Below are 17,898 nucleotides of genomic sequence, written 5' to 3' on the forward strand. Positions count from 1 at the left end.
AATCTCAAAGCCTAATGAATTTTCAGGAAATATTCACATCATATTTTAACACATTTATCACTAATTGAGAAACATACACCTTACATCTTGAAAATTATGCACAACTTTTACTATTAATTAACAGTATGATATCATTATAAAAATAAGTAGAAATTATATGTGGGGTGGTTTACATAGTGGAGGGAAAAAATGAAAGGGCACTTCTCGTAAGTATTGAAATGCCCGGACATCATCTTATAGGTACTGAAGCATCACTTGAAGAACTTACTGAGCTTGCTAGAACTGCTGGAGCTGAGGTCTTAGGCAAATTCATCCAAAAAAGAAACAAGCCTGATACTACTTACTATATGGGCAAGGGTTTTGCTGAAGAGTTAGGTTTAAAAGCAGAAGAGCTAGCCGCAAACCTCATTATAGTAGATGAAGAACTATCAGGTACCCAGATTAGAAACTTAGAAGAAATAACAGATGTTACCGTTATTGATAGAACTAATCTTATTCTTGATATCTTTGCACAAAGAGCTAAGAGTCGGGAAGGAAAATTGCAGGTTGAGCTTGCACAGATTAATTATCGACTGCCTCGATTAACCGGTATGGGTATTCAGCTATCAAGATTAGCTGGCGGAATAGGAACTAAAGGCCCCGGTGAAACAAAACTAGAGACGGATAGGAGGCATTTAAAAAATAGAATCAATGATATAAAAAAACAAATTGCTCGAATATCAAGACAAAGAAAAATTAAACGTAAGGGTAGAAATCCAAACACTCCTTTAATAGTGTTAGTTGGTTATACAAACGCGGGAAAATCCTCTGTCAGGTATAGACTTTTAAAGGAAGTTCCATCCATTGTAACGGATACTTCTAATGAAGACCAGGGAACAGATAAGCTATTTGCAACCTTAGATTCAACTATTAGAGGTATCACACTTAAAAGTGGCAGAGAAGCTTTAATTGGAGATACTGTAGGATTTATTCAAAAGATACCACACCAGCTTATTACTTCTTTTAAAACAACTTTAGATGAAGTTTTGGAAGCAGATCTATTGCTACATGTGGTTGATATAAATAACTCATTTGCAAAGGAACAGCAGGAAGCAGTTTATAATGTCCTAGAAGAGATAGGAGCAAGCAATATAAAAAGAATAACTATCTATAACAAAATTGATCTAGTAGATCTTTCAGTTTTACCTAAGCCTCTCGATCAATCCTCATACTTATCTTTTTCAGCGAAAACAGGCAGGGGTGTGGCAGAGCTTTTAGACTTAATTGAACAAGAGCTTCCCGAAAAAAAGTTTATTTTAAATGTTCTGATACCATTTTCTCAAGGAAAAATAATATCAGATCTACATAACAATTGCAAAGTATTTGAAATGAAGTATACTACTGCTGGCACCCACTTTACAGTAGAGGTTCCTGCATACTTTTACCCCAAATTAGAATATTTTATTTTAAAATAAGGATGAAATGTAGATAAACATAATTTACCAGTATAAATATACATGAAATGTTGAAACTATTTAATGAAAGGGTTCCTGATGGCCAGCAATGACTACTAAAGTAAGATGTTTTACCTTTTTTATAAGAAATTTGTTAGTAGTCATTTGGGGGACATTTAGTGAACCCTTTCTTTTCGCTATTTACAGAGTCAAAGTAGAAAAGGGGTGTAAGAAGTTATCGTTTATCCTAACCTTTTACAGATACTAAACTGGTTTTATACCCTAGAGCTTAACCAGGTCGACTTTTACACTTCGCAGAGTAAATCAGCTAAAGATGCATATCTTAAGAAATCTTTCCTGCATTTTGCAGATGTAGAACAACAGCATGTAGACAATATTGCAGATCAAATAAAAAAAATAGGCGGCAAGCCTATTTTTATAGCTGATTACTTAGCTCCTTTAGCTGGAAAAGCAGCTGGAAAGATAGTACCCTTATTGGGCTTGAATACACAATTGAAAGTAAATATAATGATAGAAAAAAAAGCTATCCATGACTACCAGCTAATGATAAATAAACTTGATAATTGCCAGTTAAAAGATATCTTCTGGGGAAATCTACTAGATGAACAGTCCCATGTACTATCTTTTGAGCAAGAATTGAGCAGTTCACGATTAAGTCCACAATAATTAATAACAGATAGTATGATTTTTTAGTGGGATTTTATCATTATAGACAATAATTGAATTTCTACCATTATTCTTCCCTTCATAGAGGGACATGTCAGCCCTTTGAACTATATCTTTATATGAAACTATATTGTTTAAATCCAGTTCACTAATTCCCATTGTAATTGTAACCTTATCAATTACTGGACTTTTCTCATGTATAATATTTTTTGCATTAAGTAGTTCCATGATTCTTTTTCCCAAGATTACTGCCTGTTCAGAATTAGTCTCAGGCAAAATAACAACTATTTCTTCTCCCCCATATCTTGCTATAAAATCTGTGGCTCTGCATGCACTTCTAAAAATCTTGCCAACTTCTTTTAATACTTCATCTCCAGCTTGGTGACCATAGTAATCGTTATAAGGTTTAAAATAGTCTATATCTGCCAGAATTAAAGAATAGACCCTTCCATATCGTATGGATAAGTTATGTATTTTTTCCAGTTCAATATCAAAAGCACCACGATTCCAAATTGCCATTAAAGCATCTTTTCTTGATAAATGTTTAAGCAAATGATTCAATTTTTTCAGTTCTTCATTTTTCTGAAGTAATTGATCAGCATAAAACTTTAAACTAAGATGTGCTCGAACTCTTGCTATTAACTCTGGCATGAATACTGGCTTTGTAACGAAATCTACGGCTCCTGCCTGGAATCCTTTAACAATATCTGCTTTATCTACTCTAGCTGTTACAAAAATAACTGGAATATCTTTAGTAATTGGTTCCCTTTTAAGGGCTTTACAAACATTTATTCCATCGGTTTTGGGCATCATTATATCCAGCAACATTAAGTCTGGCTTTAAGTCGTAAGCTGATTTAAAGCCCTCATATCCATCATGCGCCTGAATAACTTTGAACCCCTCTTTTTCTAATAATTTTGTTAAAAATACCCTATTTAGTTTGTCATCATCAACTACCAATATAGTAGCCTCAGCATTGTACTCCATGGCACCCACCCTAAAAGTAACCTTAGCAGATATATTCTATATATATATATATATTCCTTTCTGTAAAATGGAATTAAATCTATAATCATTAAACTTTTTCAAAATACAAATATTGTACTTATAATTATGGCCACAATAACACCCGTAATACCACCTAATATAACTTCCAAAGGTCTATGACCTAGTAATTCTTTCAGTTCCTTACGATTTTTTAAAGGTGGTTCATTTGTTGATATAGCCTGTACCAGTTTAGTTAAATCTTCTCTGATTTTATTTATTTCCGAAGCGTGTTTGCCGGCCTGCCAGCGCACACCAGCTGCATCATGTGCAACAATGAGAGTTAGTACTATTGATATGGAAAAAAATGGGCTTGCAAAACCATAATTAATACCTATTGCCGTTGATAAAGCAGCAGTTAAAGCAGTATGTGAGCTTGGCATCCCACCTGTGCTCATCAGTAAGCCAAGATTTATTTTACCGTCTAGAAAATAGTCTAAAATCAATTTTATTACTTGAGCTAGGATCATTGCGGCAAGGGCACTTAAAAGTTCATAATTAATTATCATGTATTTTAATGCACCTACTTTTTAAATTAGTAGTTAACTTTCTCAATATGAAAAATATGTAAAATGTAAGTAATAGATTATAAAAAAGTTGTTTGTCCACTTTTGTATGTAACAAACAACTTTAGCTTACACTTAACCCAATGTTATTATTTATTCAATTTCCACTACTGTACCCGGAGGTCCAAATTTATGTTCGATAACATTCATCACTCTATCTATTAATATGGCCATTAACGCTCCTAATCCCGCGCCTACAATAGTAAACTCTCCCCAGTTCATTGTTAAACCCACCATTATTAAACGGCCAAGTCCCCCTGCACCAATAAGACCTGCCAAAGTGGCTGTACTTACTGTAATAACTGTTGAGGTTCTTATCCCAGCAAGTATTACAGGAAGTGCTAAAGGTAATTCAACTTGAAAAAAGACCTTGGTTGCAGGCATGCCCATTCCTCTAGCAGCTTCTTTTATATCCTCGCTTACCCCAGCTAAACCAGCTATTGTATTACGTGCTATTGGCAAAAGACCATAAATAACTAGAGCGTATAATGCTGACTTAAAACCTAATCCTAATATGGGGAAAAACATAACTACCACAGCAAGAGGAGGTATTGTCTGGCCTGCGTTTAAGACTGTCATAATAGGATCTGAATATCTTCTATATCTTGATCTTGTCAGAAAAATACCAATAGGCAGAGCAATAGAAGTTGCTACTACAAGAACTATACCAACTAAAATAAGATGCTCCACTATATGTTGAGGCGCCCTATCAAACAAAGCCAACATAAAGCGTTCTGTCGTCATTGCCATTAGCTCAACCTCCTATCTTGCTGACATGTTTTTTTAACTCTTTCCAGGTTAGTATTCCTACCAGTTTTTCACCTTCTAAAATTCCAACTACATCTGTATCTTTTTCTAGCATGGCAGCTAAAGCATTATTTAGGGGCTCATATACTTGAACAAATGAGGAACTTTTAGTTAATTTTTCTATAGTATGGCTTTCAACAGGTTCCATTAAGTGACCACACTTGCCAAGTCCTAGCATTTTAACCCCTCGATCAGCACCAACAAATTCTGACACAAAATCATTTGCTGGAGATGATAGTATTTCTTCAGGAGTACCAAATTGAACAATTTCTCCTTCATTCATAATTGCAATCTTATCGCCCATTTTTATAGCTTCATTAATACTATGCGTAACAAAGCATATTGTTTTTTTAATATTTAGTTGAATTTTTAAAAACTCATCCTGCAAATATGACCTTACTAGTGGATCAACTGCACCAAAGGGTTCATCCATTAACATTATTGGCGGGTTCACAGCCATAGCCCTAGCAACACCAACCCTTTGCATCATACCCCCACTAAGCTGATATGGGTAATTATCCCGAACTACTTCTGGATCAAGACCCACTAATGAAAGCAGTTCATCTACTCGCTTGGAGATCTTATCTTTAGGCCATTTTAATAGTCTTGGAACAATTGCAACATTTTCTTTAATAGTCTTATGAGGTAAAAGACCGATTTGTTGAATAACATATCCGATAGTTTGCCTTAACTGATCTGGATTCTTTTCCATAGCATTTTCGCCATCTATAAATACTTTTCCAGAAGTAGGCTCTATTAATCTGTTGATTAACCGTAAGGTGGTACTTTTACCACACCCTGAGGGTCCCACAAACACACATATTTCACCACTATTAACTTTCAAATCAATACTGTTTACAGCTGGTATTTTTTGACCTGGAAATCTCTTAGTTAACTGTTCTAACCTAATCAAATTGCCTTCCCCCTTTGTAGCACTAACTATTTACTCTCAAGCCAGGAGATATGAGCTTTCTCTCTATCCTACCTAGAATAAAATCAATGGCTAATGAAATAACCGCTACTATTAGCGCACCAACAATAATCATATCCATATTTGATCTTGAAATCCCTAATTGAATGAGTCTCCCCAAAGTTTGTACACCAATAAATGTAGCAACTGTAGTTATTCCAGTTGTTAAAACGACTGAAATCCTAATGCCTGCAAATATTACAGGTAAAGCTAAGGGTAGTTCAATTTCCCAAAATAATCTCCAACTTGGCATCCCCATTCCCCTACCAGCTTCTATTATTGACTTGTCTACTGACTTAACACCTTTGTAAACATTTCTAAGTAAAGGTAACATTGCATACATTACCAATGCTGTAGCCGCTGAGCGCATACCTAAACCAAAAAAAGGAATGGTAACGAAAATAGCAAATAGAGCTATACTTGGAATACACATTAACAAGTTTGCTATATTCAAAGCTACTTGCGCCAAACGTTCATTTCTAGTAATTAAAACACCTACGGGAATCCATAGCAATAATGAGATAACAGTAACTATAAGTACAACCTTGAAATGAATTTGGGCATAAGTAGCTATTCGTTCAGTATTATTCAAAAAATAACCTAATGGATCCATACATCCACCCCCTCCCATCACTATTGAGTGAATAGTCAGCTATTTAGTTAAGCATTTTATTTAATATTATATCATTAATTATTGTTCAAGAATATCATATCAGTATCAAACTTTACAACCAATATAAAATAATATACATAAAATACACTCGCAATACTTTTTATGCAATTCTCATTCCACTATTGCTGGATTAATATAAACTGGTATTCTCCTTGTTTTATTTTAAAGTGTTTAGCTTGCAAAAAAGAAAAAGCGCATATTATTATGCACCTCAACACCTAAAAGCCTTATCTAACAACACACTTATGCTTATTGTTTAAATTTTGCACTGCATAATTATATTATCTTTACACTCCTATTCAGTTATCGTTATTGTGACCTTGCTGATTTGTCTCAATCTGTTCTTTTTGATTTGAAAATAATTTATCAGTAGCTTCACCACATACCTGGATAACCTTTTGCGCTAAAAAGCCACCTTTAAACCTCGTGGGTTCAAAAGCAATAAGAAATGCTTCTGGGTCAAGCTCTTTAATAGTCCTCTCAAGGCTATCACCACATTTTCTTTTTGCTAAAATATTTAGAACTAATCTCGGACCATCCCTACCCTCTGCTACCCAACTGGTAACCCCAAATCCTTGGTCTCTTATTAGATGGGGCAACCCATCAGATAGATCTTTAGTAATAACCTGCACTTGGGTATATCCTAGTGCCATCTTATTTTCAATGAAACTTCCTAATAATATACCAAGTCCATAACTCAAGCTATAGACTATTATGCTAAGAACATTATCTAGATTAGCTAAAACAATAGATAAGCCTGAGATATAAATAAATACTTCTATTATACTAATAATAGCTGCTAAATGAGTTTTACCCCTAACAACAAAAATTGTCCTTAACGTAAATAGGGTTACATAGGTAATCTGAATTAGAAAAATCACTAATAATATCATCTTAACCCTCCCTCTAATCTGGCTAACTTAAACAGAAAAAAGACCTTTGCCAAGTGAACGGTAAAGGTTCTATCTATCTTAAACAAGTATACTCCTGATACACTACATTGTCTAGTATAGAGATTGTAAGTGTAATTCACAGTTTATATAATTTCTTTAAATATTATAAGATTTAGGAAAAAAAGTACCTATTTAGTTCACGTAAACATACAATATAATAGCAAATATTAGGAGGTATTGTATATGTTTCAATATGTTGTTCAGCCAGGCGATACATTGACAGCTATTGCTAGACGGTTTGGAACAACCGTTTCAGCAATCTTAGCAGTTAATCCAAGAATAACTAATCCAGACATAATTTTTATTGGCCAGATTATTAATATACCTACTCGGGTCACACCAACTCCAACTCCTACACCAACTCCAACACCCCCTGCACCTGGAAGATATATTGTTCAACCAGGAGATACATTATTCTTGATAGCAAGAAGATTTGGTACTACAGTAGCTGCTATCGTAGCAGCAAATCCACAAATAACAGACCCGAACGTGATTTTTATTGGTCAAATTATCAACATACCGTAAATAGAAACTTTGCTAAAACCCTCAGTCCTTTTTAACTGCAGGGTTTTAGCATAATCCCAACTCCATCAGGTATCACAGCAATTTCTGCGTCCATACCTTTTGAATGAGAGCCATATTAAAAGCAGCCTCTAATGTAGGTGCATATTTCATATGCATTTTTTCTACTTGCTCAGCAAGTTTAGGTTCAGTAACTAAAATCACTTTATGCTTTAATAAGACCCTTGCTAATATCTGTGATTGCCATTGATCAGCCTCTGTTTCAATATTTAATGTTGCCATTATTTTTTCCATGGTTTCTTTTGGAGTAGATGCGTCCGCCATCTGATGATAAAAGTTATTTCCTCCTATTCCTTCTCTACACCCTGCTATCATAATAATAACAGCCCCATCTTTAGCAGTAGCTTCAGCTGCTGTCATTCCCTTAACTGCTTGATATACATTTTGGTCTAATGGATAGCCACCATTTGTACTAATTATTATGTCTGCAGGTTTCAGCGTAACGGCAGTCATTTTCTCAACAAACTCACAGCCACGTTTATGAGCTTCAACCGGATGGCCTGCTACACAATGAATAATCTCTTTCTTAGAGTTTATAATTACATTTACTATGTAGGCTAGCTTTGCCTGCCCTGCAGCCCAGATCATATCTTTATGTATTGGGTTATTCTCTAAAATACCTGTCCGTGCATAGGGACTATTTATAAAATCGGAATTATGATTAAAAAGAACAGTTTTATGGGAAGCTATTCCCGGTAAAACACTTTTTCTGCCACCTGAATACCCAGCAAAAAAGTGCGGTTCAATAAACCCTTCTGCAATTAATAAATCTGCCTCTACGGCTAATTTGTTTATCCACAACTCACCACCAGATGGCAATATTCCAAGGTAAATCATATCTTCATCTTTTTCTGCTAAATGATTTACAATTGTTACTTGACTTAGCACATCTTTTCCAAACCTAGCCTGAATTTCTTCCTCACTCATTGGCCTGTGCATTCCAGTTGAAATCAGTAAAGTAACTTTCGCACTTTTATTTTTCTTTCTAATTTCAGATAAAATGATGGGCATTGTTATCTGACTTGGCACCGGTCTGGTATGGTCACTAGTTATAATAACAATATTGCTTTTATTTTCCACTAATTGTGCTAAATTTTCAGAAGCAATCGGCTTAGATAAAGCATTTTCTACAATCCCTTCCTGTGACTCCGATCTTTTAAAACCACTAGAAGGAGGGCTTAAAAGATGCATTCCTTGATTTGCATCAAAAGGAAACTCTAAATAATTTTTGTCATAAGGAAGGTATAACATATTATCGCCCTTTCTTTATCAGTTTAATTCATCAATTGTTAAAGAAAAACTTTTAACATAACAATCTATAAAATATTTTACTTCAGGCAGATCCATATCATCTAGATTTTTCATAATGCTTTTTTCCGCTTTAGAAAACTCCTGATTTCCAGCTTTTAATTCCTCTAAACACTTTATATAAGCACAAATTTTATCAGCTGCTTTGACAAGTCGCCAATGTTCCTCGTCAACTTCTTCAACAAATAATAAAGATTTGTAATCATCTTGCATTTCCTGTGGTAACATATTTAGTAACTTATGCTTTGCCACGTCTTCTATCTCGGTGTAAGCCTTTTTGATTTCAGGATTAAAATACTTTATTGGGGTGGCCAAATCGCCTGTAATCACTTCACTAACCTCATGAAATGTAGCAAGAGCTAGAACCCTTTCTGGGTTAAGATTACCGTTAAATTTCTTATTTTTAATTACTGCGAGGCCGTGAGCTATGATAGCCACCTGCAAGCTGTGCTCCTGAATATTTTCAGAATATGTATTACGCATCAGACCCCACCGATTAATTAATTTCATTCTTGAAAGGTAAGCGAAAAAATGACTCATATGCTTTTCCTCCATTTCTCCAAATAAGGCAGTAATATTTTATTAACTAAGTAGTTTAAGACATTTTATGTATATTTCTGCAGCAGCAGCTGAATCAGACATTGATCTATGATGGTTTTCAAGTGTCACCTGAAGGTAAGTAGAAACAGTATTTAGTTTATGGTTATCTAAGTTGGGAAACATTATTCTACTCATTTGTAGTGTATCTATCACAGGGTTATTAATATAAACACCGAATTTTTCTGCAGCATGTTTTATGAAACCCATATCAAAGCTTGAATTATGTGCAACTATGGGACTATCCTTTAAAAAGGTGATAAATTGTGGAAAAACAACGTCAATTGTAGGTTCATCTCTAATCATTTCATTCGTAATTCCAGTTATATCAGTAATTTTCTTTGGTATTGAAGTCCTAGGGTTGATTAGTGCACTAAAGGTCTCAACAACTTTTTCATCAACAATCCTAATTGCCCCAATCTCAATGATTCTGGCATATTTAGGATTAAAGCCTGTGGTTTCCAGATCAAGAGAAACAAACTCCCTATAATGTTTATCTGCCAGCTTTCTTCTATGTTTGTTTTTTAAAGCTTGTAAATTCATTTTTTCACCCCATCTTGTTAATTAAACTCTATTTGGCAGTTTGCTTAAACTGCCTTTTTGTTAATGGTATAAGAATCGCTGAAATTAACAAAATGCTAATCCCTGTCACAATAAACGAAAATTTCATACCAATAATTGCACTTGAGATTCCAAATAATAATGAACCTATCGCCATTGACGAGTCAATTATACTTTCTTGAACAGACAAAGCAGTAGCTCTGATCTTATCCTCGGCTGTATCAATAAGCCATGCTATTAAGGCTGCAATACCCCCTGACCACCCAAATCCAGTTAGTAAGCCACTAATAACTATGACTGCTGTATATGAAGATGCGAAAGCCAAAATTATAAGACCTATTCCAAGTATCATTGTTGCCGGCCACACCACTACATCTCTTCCATATTTATCAGAAAGAAATCCTGCACTAACATTGGCCACTACACCTGATATGCCAAAATATATAAAATATATCCCTGGATTAGCAATTTCACTAATTTGACCAATATATAATGATGCAAATGTTACAATTACACCATAACAAATGGAAGTTAGACCTAACACAGCAAATATTGGCCAAAGGTATTTGTTTTTAAAGACTAAGTATATGTTATTCATAAATCTTAAATCTGAATTACGAGATATAGTTGGTGCTTTAATAAACAGAATTAAGACAAAGGCAAAGGAACCAAAAATAAAGTTTAAAGTAAACCAGTTACTATAACCAAAATTATTAATAAATTCCATAGCAACAGCGGGGCCAGTTAAAACGCCTAGGGTAATTATCAATCTATAAAAACCAATATAAGTACCCCTTGACTTTATTGGTGCCATATCGGCAACTAGTGAGCTACCACTAGAAAGAAAAGTAGCTAAAGCAAGTGCTTGGTATACACGAGCTAGTGTGAGATGCCAGACCTCAGTACTTAACATAAAGAAGATTACTGATGTTGCAAAAACAAAAGCACCTATTAATAATGGAATTTTTCTTCCTTTACTATCAGCCATTGGGCCAAAATATAGCCGTAAAATAACAGCCGATACAAAAAATAGTGTGCTCTGAAATCCTGAATCAAATTCAGTTCCACCTAATTCGATTACATATATAGGTAGTACAGTTAAAGATGTAAAAAAGATTACAAATATAATATAAGCAGCTACAAAAAAAGTAATCAAAGATCTGTTAGTACTGTTATTACTGTTAGTGGTGCTTAACTTGTGTTTTTCCATGTAATCTACCCCTTATGAAAATCTATTTTGACTATAAAGTTTTAAGAAACTGTTGCTCTTTTATTGCTAAATCGCCTATATTCTTGTGTATCAATAATATTTTTTACGTGTTGAATTACTGTCCAAATCTCCATATATGTTGAATAGAGAGCCACAGGTGCAAGACGAATTATATTTGGATATCGAAAATCAGGTATTACACCTCTTGCCTTTAATGCTTCATTTATCCTAATGGCTTCAGTTAAGTGGGATAGAGCTACATGGCCTCCCCTTCTACTAGAGTCTAATGGAGTAACAATGCCAACATTATATGGTTCACCACTAAGTAATTCTTGGACTAAATATATCAGGTATTCTGTCTGGCATATGGATTTTTTTCTAATATTTTCAATTCCTGCTTCTAAAAAGATTTTAAGAGATCCATCCAGCGGAGCAGTACTAAAAAGATTTACCGTACTTATCTGCCATCTGCCAGCATTATCTGCAGGTTCAAAATCTAACTTCATGTCAAATTGTTTCTCCTTATTGTAGCCCCACCAACCCCATAGTCCAGGCATTTTCTCAAAATGCTTTTTGTTAACATAGAGACTCGCTGTACCACCAGGACCATTATTAAGGTATTTATAATTGCACCATACTGCAAAATCTACTCCCCATCTGGAAAAGTGATGGGGAATAGCGCCAACTGAGTGGCAGCAATCAAATCCTATTATTATTTGCCTTTTGTGAGCTTCTTTGGTCAATAATTCCATATCTAAGAGCTGACCACTTCTATAAAGTACTGAAGGTAAAACCACCAATGCCACATCTTCAGACATTTCATTCACAATATCTGCTTCATCTATGGTTATTCCATCTCTGCTTTTTATAACTTTAAGATGGTTAGAAGGTTCTAAGCCATGCAGTCTAAGTTGACTTTCTACGGCATATCTATCAGATGGAAAATTAAGTTCATCTACTAATATTTTATTTTTAATTTTAGTTGGCTTAAAGAAAGACACAATAAGGTTATGGAGATTCATTGTTGTAGAAGCATGTACAATTACTTCTCCTTTATCAGCTCCAACAAGAACTGCTTGTTTATTCCCAAGTTCCTCTGCAAAGGTAAACCAGGGTGGACTTCCACTCATCCACCCGTCAATTCCAAGCTCTTTGTATTCATTTAGAACTCTCATTAAAGATTCTTCTGCGTCTATTGATAATAACCCTAAAGAGTTCCCATCCATATATAATTTATCTTTTGGTATATAAAATCTTTTCCTGAAAGGTGCCAATTGATCTTTACTATCCAAATTTCTTGCAAACTCTTTGGTTAATTTAAATTTGCATTGCACGAATATTCACTCCTTAAGGCAGTCATGCTATGCTACTATTATACATATTATAAAATTCGTCACAATTTATCAATTACCTTTTAGTATTTAGTATTATTGAAAACATACTTTATCTCTTAAGCTATGCTTAATGAGGTACATACTATCAGTTTTCTAAATAGTAAAATTCTTTTGTACTCTTCATTGTAGTTGCTATGTAATTTTTTATAAATAAATGGTAATATATATTAGTAGCTAGTTTTATATACTAAATATAAAGGTGGTTTTGATTATGTTAAATAATAATGTTCCAATATATACAATCGGTATTATTGCTCAATTACTAGGAGTTCATCAAGAAACTTTACGGATTTGGGAGAGAAATAACTTAGTGTGTCCGAGCAGGAAAAACAATCAACGCCTCTATTCTAATGAAGACTTAAAGAAGCTTACATTTATAAAAACAATGCTTGATGATAAAGGGTTGAATCTCGCAGGAGTTCGTCAGCTTATTGAGTTTTATCCTTGTTGGTGGAAAGTAAACTGCAAAGGTGGCAAGAAAAAGGAAAGCAATGAGTATGTTAATCCTGCAAAGCCTTGTTGGAAAGAAGAAGGAACATTTTGTTTTACCCCCTTAGACCAAGCGGACTATTGTCAAGACTGTAATTTCTGTGCTACATGCCCAGAACACTGTGAGTATAAAAAGTAAACAGCTAATCATTTGATTGTTTCGTGAACAAATGAAAGCTGTTTTTATATTACACTAACCTACTAATATAACTAGTATATATATTGCAATTATCCCTTATATATTCTATAATAGGTGTAAATATAACATTCGACATATAGGAGGTGATAAATCAATAATGAAAATTGCTATCTCATCCTTAGATTGCGGACTTGATTCCAAAATAGATCCTCGATTTGGTAGAGCAAAATTTATTGTTTGCTATGACTCAAATACTACTGATATTGAGTGTATTGATAATAGTAAAAATTATAATGCCGTTCAGGGGGCAGGAATTAAAACAGCTGAATTAGTTGTTCAAAAAAATTGTGATATAGTAATTAGTGGCTACCTTGGTCCAAAAGCTTTTAATGCTCTAAATAACGCTAATGTCAAGTGCTATCAAAAGGATAGTGGTACTATTGCTGAAGCCATTTCAGAATACGAAGCCGGTGCTTTAAGTGAAAGTACTCAAGCAAATGCAAAAGGACATTGGTAAATAATAAAATATGTATTAATCAGAAGGGATGATAATAATGTCTAAGAATAGAATTGCAATTCCATCAGAAAATCCAGGAGGGTTAAAGGCTCAAAGATCAGGACACTTTGGCAGATGTGATGTATTTACTATAATTGATATTGAACAAGGAGTAATAAAAGACGTTCACGCAATATCAAATGTTGATCATACTGAAGGTGGATGTTTAGTACCTGTAAACCTATTAGCAGAACAAGGAGTTAATGGTATTATAGTTAGTGGCATGGGTCTACGTCCTTTAATGGGCTTTAAAAATGCTGGAATTAAGGTTTATTTAGGTGAAGGTGTAACAGTAGAAGACTCTATAAATGGATTACTGCAAGATAAATTAAGTATGATGACTGAAGAATATGTTTGTGGTGGTCATTAATTTTGAGACGCCCAAGATTTTTTGCCAGAAAACATTAAAAGCAGCTTGATTAACCTACACAATAACTTAATCGTCCACCTGCAATAGATTATATATATTTAAAGGGAGGTTTTCCAGAAACCTCCCTTCTTTTTATATAGTTAACTATTGCAATTTACCCTTGAATTAACAATCGAATATCTAATAAACAGGATTCTTTATTCAGGTGGAGTTTTGACTCCATTCTGAATATTAGAAACCGTTATCCAGGGGCTTAGTACCACTTATCTCCCACCTAAAGAGGTGGACCTTAGTGATAGTTAGCCATTGGATAAAGTCTAACGTCATGATCTCTAATCTTTCCTTATTGATAAGAGTAATTACTATCATTTAGCTAGCAAATATGATAAGATTAAGGTAATTTTATTATTCTAAAGTAGATCTTTTTGATGGGTTTTTTATTTTTACAAAATGTGTTAAACTACCTTATATATTCAATTAACACAAAAAAAGAGAAATAAGTTTGGAGAGATTAAAAATATGCTAGTGATATTATATCTTACAATTGGATTCTTTTCTGGAATACTTACCTTAAAATACTATTTGGAAACTAATTACCCCCTTTCAATACTTTTTGTTTTTGTCAGTATTGTAGCTTATGTACTAGCAGTTAAGAAAATTAACAAATCCATGAGCAAAAAAAAACAACCTTAGTAACTATACCACCAAAGAATTATTTGACTTCAACCTGCCAGCGGTGCTACCAGGTTGAAGCAATATTTCCTGGGTTAAATTTTGTGCAGGATTAAATGCTAACTATTCTGATAGTGCTCCATATTTTATAAGTATTTCTTTAACAGCTATTTTTTCTGTATCACCTAGGGGCCTCAAAGGTCTCCTTGGATACCCACCCTTGTAACCCAATAGATCAAGGGCAACCTTTAATGCAGGGACTCCAAACCTTCCTGTAACTGTATAATTAACGTCTAGCATTTTAAGTTGCAAGTTTTTAGCTTCATCTAAATTCCCTTGTTTAAATAAAGAAACAAGTCTGCAACAATCATCAGGCAGTATATTTGCAAGTGCTAAAGTAGCTCCCCTTGCCCCAACAGAAAGTGCAGGTAAAAGGTATCCTGCATTTCCAGCAAAGACGGTAAAGCTTTTTTCACAATCTCTGTTAAGCTCTGCCAATTGCACAATATTCCCTGATGTGTCTTTGATACCTATAATATTTGGGTGATGTGACAAGCTACTTACTAGCTTGGCTGATAAATTGATTCCGGTATTTGCTGGCATATTGTAAATCATTACGGGAATAGCGCATTTATCTGCAATATCAACATAATGCTGATACAGTATATCCTCTTTCATCCCATTTCTATAATAATGTGGGGGAAGCACTAACGCAGCATCTACCCCTAGATCTGCTACTCTATTGCTTAGTTCCAATGTCTCTTTTGTAGACTCACAACCAGTACCAGCTATTACTTTTTTATCACGGTTAAAATGTTTTAAAGTAAACTCTACTATTTCTAGTTTTTCATGATAGGTTAAGTGTACATTTTCACCATTTGATCCTAGAACCACTATCCCATCAAGCTCTGTTTTCCCCCACTTATCTAGATTATGCTCGATTCCATGAAAGTCAATTTTTTCATCAGCATTAAAAGGTGTAACTATTGGTGTATATATTCCTTTAAGCATAAATCTCTCCTCCTCACTTCTCTAATTTATAATTAAACTACCACTTATACTATGCTCATAATCAGGTTAACCTAATTATAATCTGTTTACTAAAAAAGAGGTATAAATTTATGGAGATTATCGATTGTCATATTCATTTTTCTGCCATACAACTGTTTGCAAAAACAGCTCAGGAAGTTTCTAATGTCAAGTACTCACGAGTTGGTTTAGAGGATGAATTAGAACAATGTAACATAATTAGATGCATTGGAATGGGTGTAACAGAAACCACTCCTGGAAAATTTCCCGATGCAGATTCTCCTAATCCAATGAATTTGGACTTAGAAACACCACCAAGCCAATTACATAGCTGCCTTGGCATTAATCCAGTAAAAATCAAATATGATAATGATGAAAAGGAACTAAAAAATATTGACCTAAGTATTAAAGATAAAAACAGTAAAGTGATAGGTTTAAAAGTATATCCTGGGTATTATCCATATGATCTTACTGACTCGAATTATCAACAAATATACCAATTGGCAAAAAAACATAAGCTACCAGTAGTCATTCATTGTGGTGACACTTTCTGTGAAAAGGGTCACCTAGGCTATTCCCATCCCATTGAAGTCAATAAGATTGCAATGCAGCATCGGGATGTAAAATTCGTTATAGCTCATTTTGGTAACCCGTGGGTAGTGGATGCTGCAATGGTTATCTCAAATAATCCTAACGTTTACGCAGATTTATCTGGTTTAACAATAGGTAGTAAAAAAGAAATATCTAAAGCCAGAGCAAGCCTGCTCCTAACTAACCATATCAAAACTGGCCTAGCTTATGTAGGAGATTACTCCAAGTTTATGTTTGGTTCTGATTGGCCTTTGGTACAGCTTAAACCTTATATCTCTTATGTAAAAAAATTAATGCCAGCAAAATTTCATAGAAAAGTATTTTACGAAAATGCAATCAGGGTTTTTGGTTTGTAAACTGGCCCAGGTAGTGTTCATTAGTTCTCACCCCAGCCTTTGCATACATCAACCCAGTTTTTAGTCATTGAAAACTTTTCAAGTTCTGAGCAGGTAAGTTCAATAGCCGAATTGCTACTACCACAAGCAGGAAAAACAGTTTCAAACCTTTTTAGCGATATATCAAGAAAAACAGGCATAATATTCTTTAACCCAAAGGGGCAAACCCCGCCAACTGCATGTCCTGTATACTCAAAAACTTCTTCAGGATTTAGCATCTTTGCTTTACAAGCGAATTCAACCTTGAATTTACTATTATCTATTTTTGTATCGCCTGCAGCAACAATTAAGATAGCTCCATCACCATCCTTAAAGGTAAGCGTCTTGGCAATTCTGGCTGGCTCAACAGCTAATGCTTTAGCTGCTAGTTCAACTGTAGCACTAGATACTTCAAATTCTAAAACATCTTTATCTCTACCCCACTTCTTAAAGTATTCGCGCACCCTTTCAATGGCCATTGTATACTAGTCCTTTCATTGAAACTTTTTTCCAAATGATTATATCATTTATAGCGAAACTCTCCAACTAAGCTGTTTCTATGGGGGTTACTTCTAAACTTTATTATTCACTCACTATAAAAAAGTGATTATAATCTATAAAAAATAATTCCAATAACAAATAGATTTATAATTATTAAAAATGGTATACCATATTTAAAAGTTAAGTGCAATGTCTTATGCCGAAAAGCTTTCATGCCTAAATAGACGCCTAATGCACCGCCTATAACCGCTAAAATAAATAATCTTTTTTCCGGGATTCTCCAACGTCCTTTGATGGATTTTCTTTTGTCATACCAAATGGTTATGTAACTACTTATGTTTAATAACAATAGAAATCCCAAAAAATACAATTTCCAATTTTCCAAAATATCA

At 34.2% G+C, this 17,898-nt stretch carries 18 protein-coding genes and 2 pseudogenes; 6 read left to right on the forward strand and 14 right to left on the reverse strand.

Annotation, left to right across the window (positions count from 1 at the left end; genetic code table 11):
• The first annotated feature begins 176 nt into the window (after positions 1–176).
• Positions 177–1,454: a hypothetical protein gene (locus APF76_09745; GenBank protein ID KUO48921.1), complete on the forward strand. Its 1,278-nt coding sequence runs from the start codon at positions 177–179 to the stop codon at positions 1,452–1,454.
• A 666-nt stretch (positions 1,455–2,120) separates the two neighbouring features.
• Here the strand turns inward: APF76_09745 and APF76_09750 are convergent.
• The 6 genes and pseudogenes from APF76_09750 to APF76_09775 all read right to left on the reverse strand — a co-directional run bounded on the left by APF76_09750 (position 2,121) and on the right by APF76_09775 (position 7,073).
• Complete coding sequence (locus APF76_09750; GenBank protein KUO48922.1) at positions 2,121–3,107, reverse strand: hypothetical protein; 987 nt, start codon at positions 3,105–3,107, stop codon at positions 2,121–2,123.
• 98 nt (positions 3,108–3,205) lie between these two features.
• On the reverse strand, positions 3,206–3,673 hold the full coding sequence (locus APF76_09755; protein KUO48923.1) for a hypothetical protein: 468 nt from the start codon (positions 3,671–3,673) through the stop codon (positions 3,206–3,208).
• 150 nt (positions 3,674–3,823) lie between these two features.
• Positions 3,824–4,474: a hypothetical protein gene (locus APF76_09760; GenBank protein KUO49092.1), complete on the reverse strand. Its 651-nt coding sequence runs from the start codon at positions 4,472–4,474 to the stop codon at positions 3,824–3,826.
• A 10-nt stretch (positions 4,475–4,484) separates the two neighbouring features.
• Positions 4,485–5,450, reverse strand: a complete 966-nt coding sequence (locus APF76_09765; GenBank protein KUO48924.1) for a hypothetical protein — start codon at positions 5,448–5,450, stop codon at positions 4,485–4,487.
• 22 nt (positions 5,451–5,472) lie between these two features.
• Positions 5,473–6,120, reverse strand: a complete 648-nt coding sequence (locus tag APF76_09770; GenBank protein ID KUO48925.1) for a glycine/betaine ABC transporter — start codon at positions 6,118–6,120, stop codon at positions 5,473–5,475.
• 446 nt (positions 6,121–6,566) lie between these two features.
• Positions 6,567–7,073: pseudogene (locus tag APF76_09775) on the reverse strand.
• A gap of 243 nt (positions 7,074–7,316) precedes the next feature.
• Here APF76_09775 and APF76_09780 point away from each other — a divergent pair.
• Complete coding sequence (locus APF76_09780; GenBank protein KUO48926.1) at positions 7,317–7,658, forward strand: hypothetical protein; 342 nt, start codon at positions 7,317–7,319, stop codon at positions 7,656–7,658.
• A gap of 31 nt (positions 7,659–7,689) precedes the next feature.
• On the opposite strand, the pseudogene APF76_09785 reads toward APF76_09780, so the two are convergent.
• The 5 genes and pseudogenes from APF76_09785 to APF76_09805 all read right to left on the reverse strand — a co-directional run bounded on the left by APF76_09785 (position 7,690) and on the right by APF76_09805 (position 12,725).
• Positions 7,690–8,966 (reverse strand): annotated as a pseudogene (locus APF76_09785) (lactate racemization operon protein LarA).
• Between the two features lie 18 nt (positions 8,967–8,984).
• Positions 8,985–9,578, reverse strand: a complete 594-nt coding sequence (locus APF76_09790) for a hypothetical protein (GenBank protein KUO48927.1) — start codon at positions 9,576–9,578, stop codon at positions 8,985–8,987.
• A gap of 27 nt (positions 9,579–9,605) precedes the next feature.
• Complete coding sequence (locus tag APF76_09795; GenBank protein ID KUO48928.1) at positions 9,606–10,163, reverse strand: hypothetical protein; 558 nt, start codon at positions 10,161–10,163, stop codon at positions 9,606–9,608.
• Between the two features lie 28 nt (positions 10,164–10,191).
• On the reverse strand, positions 10,192–11,391 hold the full coding sequence (locus APF76_09800; GenBank protein KUO48929.1) for a hypothetical protein: 1,200 nt from the start codon (positions 11,389–11,391) through the stop codon (positions 10,192–10,194).
• A 41-nt stretch (positions 11,392–11,432) separates the two neighbouring features.
• Positions 11,433–12,725 carry a kynureninase gene (locus APF76_09805; GenBank protein ID KUO48930.1) on the reverse strand — a complete coding sequence of 431 codons (1,293 nt, stop codon included), beginning with the start codon at positions 12,723–12,725 and terminating at the stop codon, positions 11,433–11,435.
• 271 nt (positions 12,726–12,996) lie between these two features.
• Between APF76_09805 and APF76_09810 the strand changes: the two genes are divergently transcribed.
• From APF76_09810 to APF76_09820, 3 genes are all read left to right on the forward strand, one after another.
• Entirely contained in the window at positions 12,997–13,413 is a 417-nt protein-coding gene (locus APF76_09810) for a MerR family transcriptional regulator (protein KUO48931.1), read from the forward strand.
• A 157-nt stretch (positions 13,414–13,570) separates the two neighbouring features.
• Complete coding sequence (locus APF76_09815) at positions 13,571–13,930, forward strand: hypothetical protein (GenBank protein KUO48932.1); 360 nt, start codon at positions 13,571–13,573, stop codon at positions 13,928–13,930.
• A gap of 37 nt (positions 13,931–13,967) precedes the next feature.
• A complete protein-coding gene (locus APF76_09820) occupies positions 13,968–14,339 on the forward strand; it encodes a dinitrogenase iron-molybdenum cofactor biosynthesis protein (GenBank protein KUO48933.1) in 372 nt (123 codons plus the stop codon).
• Between the two features lie 795 nt (positions 14,340–15,134).
• Here APF76_09820 and APF76_09825 read toward each other — a convergent pair.
• Positions 15,135–16,022 carry a dihydrodipicolinate synthase family protein gene (locus APF76_09825; protein KUO48934.1) on the reverse strand — a complete coding sequence of 296 codons (888 nt, stop codon included), beginning with the start codon at positions 16,020–16,022 and terminating at the stop codon, positions 15,135–15,137.
• A 110-nt stretch (positions 16,023–16,132) separates the two neighbouring features.
• Between APF76_09825 and APF76_09830 the strand changes: the two genes are divergently transcribed.
• Entirely contained in the window at positions 16,133–16,987 is an 855-nt protein-coding gene (locus APF76_09830; GenBank protein ID KUO48935.1) for a hypothetical protein, read from the forward strand.
• A 20-nt stretch (positions 16,988–17,007) separates the two neighbouring features.
• Here the strand turns inward: APF76_09830 and APF76_09835 are convergent, their stop codons facing one another.
• Both APF76_09835 and APF76_09840 read right to left on the reverse strand, forming a co-directional pair.
• Complete coding sequence (locus APF76_09835) at positions 17,008–17,484, reverse strand: EBSC protein (GenBank protein KUO48936.1); 477 nt, start codon at positions 17,482–17,484, stop codon at positions 17,008–17,010.
• Positions 17,485–17,612: 128 nt separating this feature from the next.
• Complete coding sequence (locus APF76_09840; protein KUO49093.1) at positions 17,613–17,876, reverse strand: hypothetical protein; 264 nt, start codon at positions 17,874–17,876, stop codon at positions 17,613–17,615.
• Between the last annotated feature and the right edge of the window lie 22 nt (positions 17,877–17,898).

This window comes from Desulfitibacter sp. BRH_c19 (assembly GCA_001515945.1).
GTDB lineage: Bacteria > Bacillota > DSM-16504 > Desulfitibacterales > Desulfitibacteraceae > Desulfitibacter.

Bases quoted from the DNA above. Each gene is read 5' to 3' on its own strand.
- APF76_09750 (KUO48922.1), bottom strand. From the start codon at position 3,107: ATGGAGTACAATGCTGAGGCTACTATATTGGTAGTTGATGATGACAAA.
- APF76_09755 (KUO48923.1), bottom strand. From the start codon at position 3,673: ATGATAATTAATTATGAACTTTTAAGTGCCCTTGCCGCAATGATCCTA.
- APF76_09760 (KUO49092.1), bottom strand. From the start codon at position 4,474: ATGACGACAGAACGCTTTATGTTGGCTTTGTTTGATAGGGCGCCTCAA.
- APF76_09770 (KUO48925.1), bottom strand. From the start codon at position 6,120: ATGGATCCATTAGGTTATTTTTTGAATAATACTGAACGAATAGCTACT.
- APF76_09780 (KUO48926.1), top strand. From the start codon at position 7,317: ATGTTTCAATATGTTGTTCAGCCAGGCGATACATTGACAGCTATTGCT.
- APF76_09790 (KUO48927.1), bottom strand. From the start codon at position 9,578: ATGGAGGAAAAGCATATGAGTCATTTTTTCGCTTACCTTTCAAGAATG.
- APF76_09795 (KUO48928.1), bottom strand. From the start codon at position 10,163: ATGAATTTACAAGCTTTAAAAAACAAACATAGAAGAAAGCTGGCAGAT.
- APF76_09800 (KUO48929.1), bottom strand. From the start codon at position 11,391: ATGGAAAAACACAAGTTAAGCACCACTAACAGTAATAACAGTACTAAC.
- APF76_09810 (KUO48931.1), top strand. From the start codon at position 12,997: ATGTTAAATAATAATGTTCCAATATATACAATCGGTATTATTGCTCAA.
- APF76_09815 (KUO48932.1), top strand. From the start codon at position 13,571: ATGAAAATTGCTATCTCATCCTTAGATTGCGGACTTGATTCCAAAATA.
- APF76_09820 (KUO48933.1), top strand. From the start codon at position 13,968: ATGTCTAAGAATAGAATTGCAATTCCATCAGAAAATCCAGGAGGGTTA.
- APF76_09825 (KUO48934.1), bottom strand. From the start codon at position 16,022: ATGCTTAAAGGAATATATACACCAATAGTTACACCTTTTAATGCTGAT.
- APF76_09830 (KUO48935.1), top strand. From the start codon at position 16,133: ATGGAGATTATCGATTGTCATATTCATTTTTCTGCCATACAACTGTTT.
- APF76_09835 (KUO48936.1), bottom strand. From the start codon at position 17,484: ATGGCCATTGAAAGGGTGCGCGAATACTTTAAGAAGTGGGGTAGAGAT.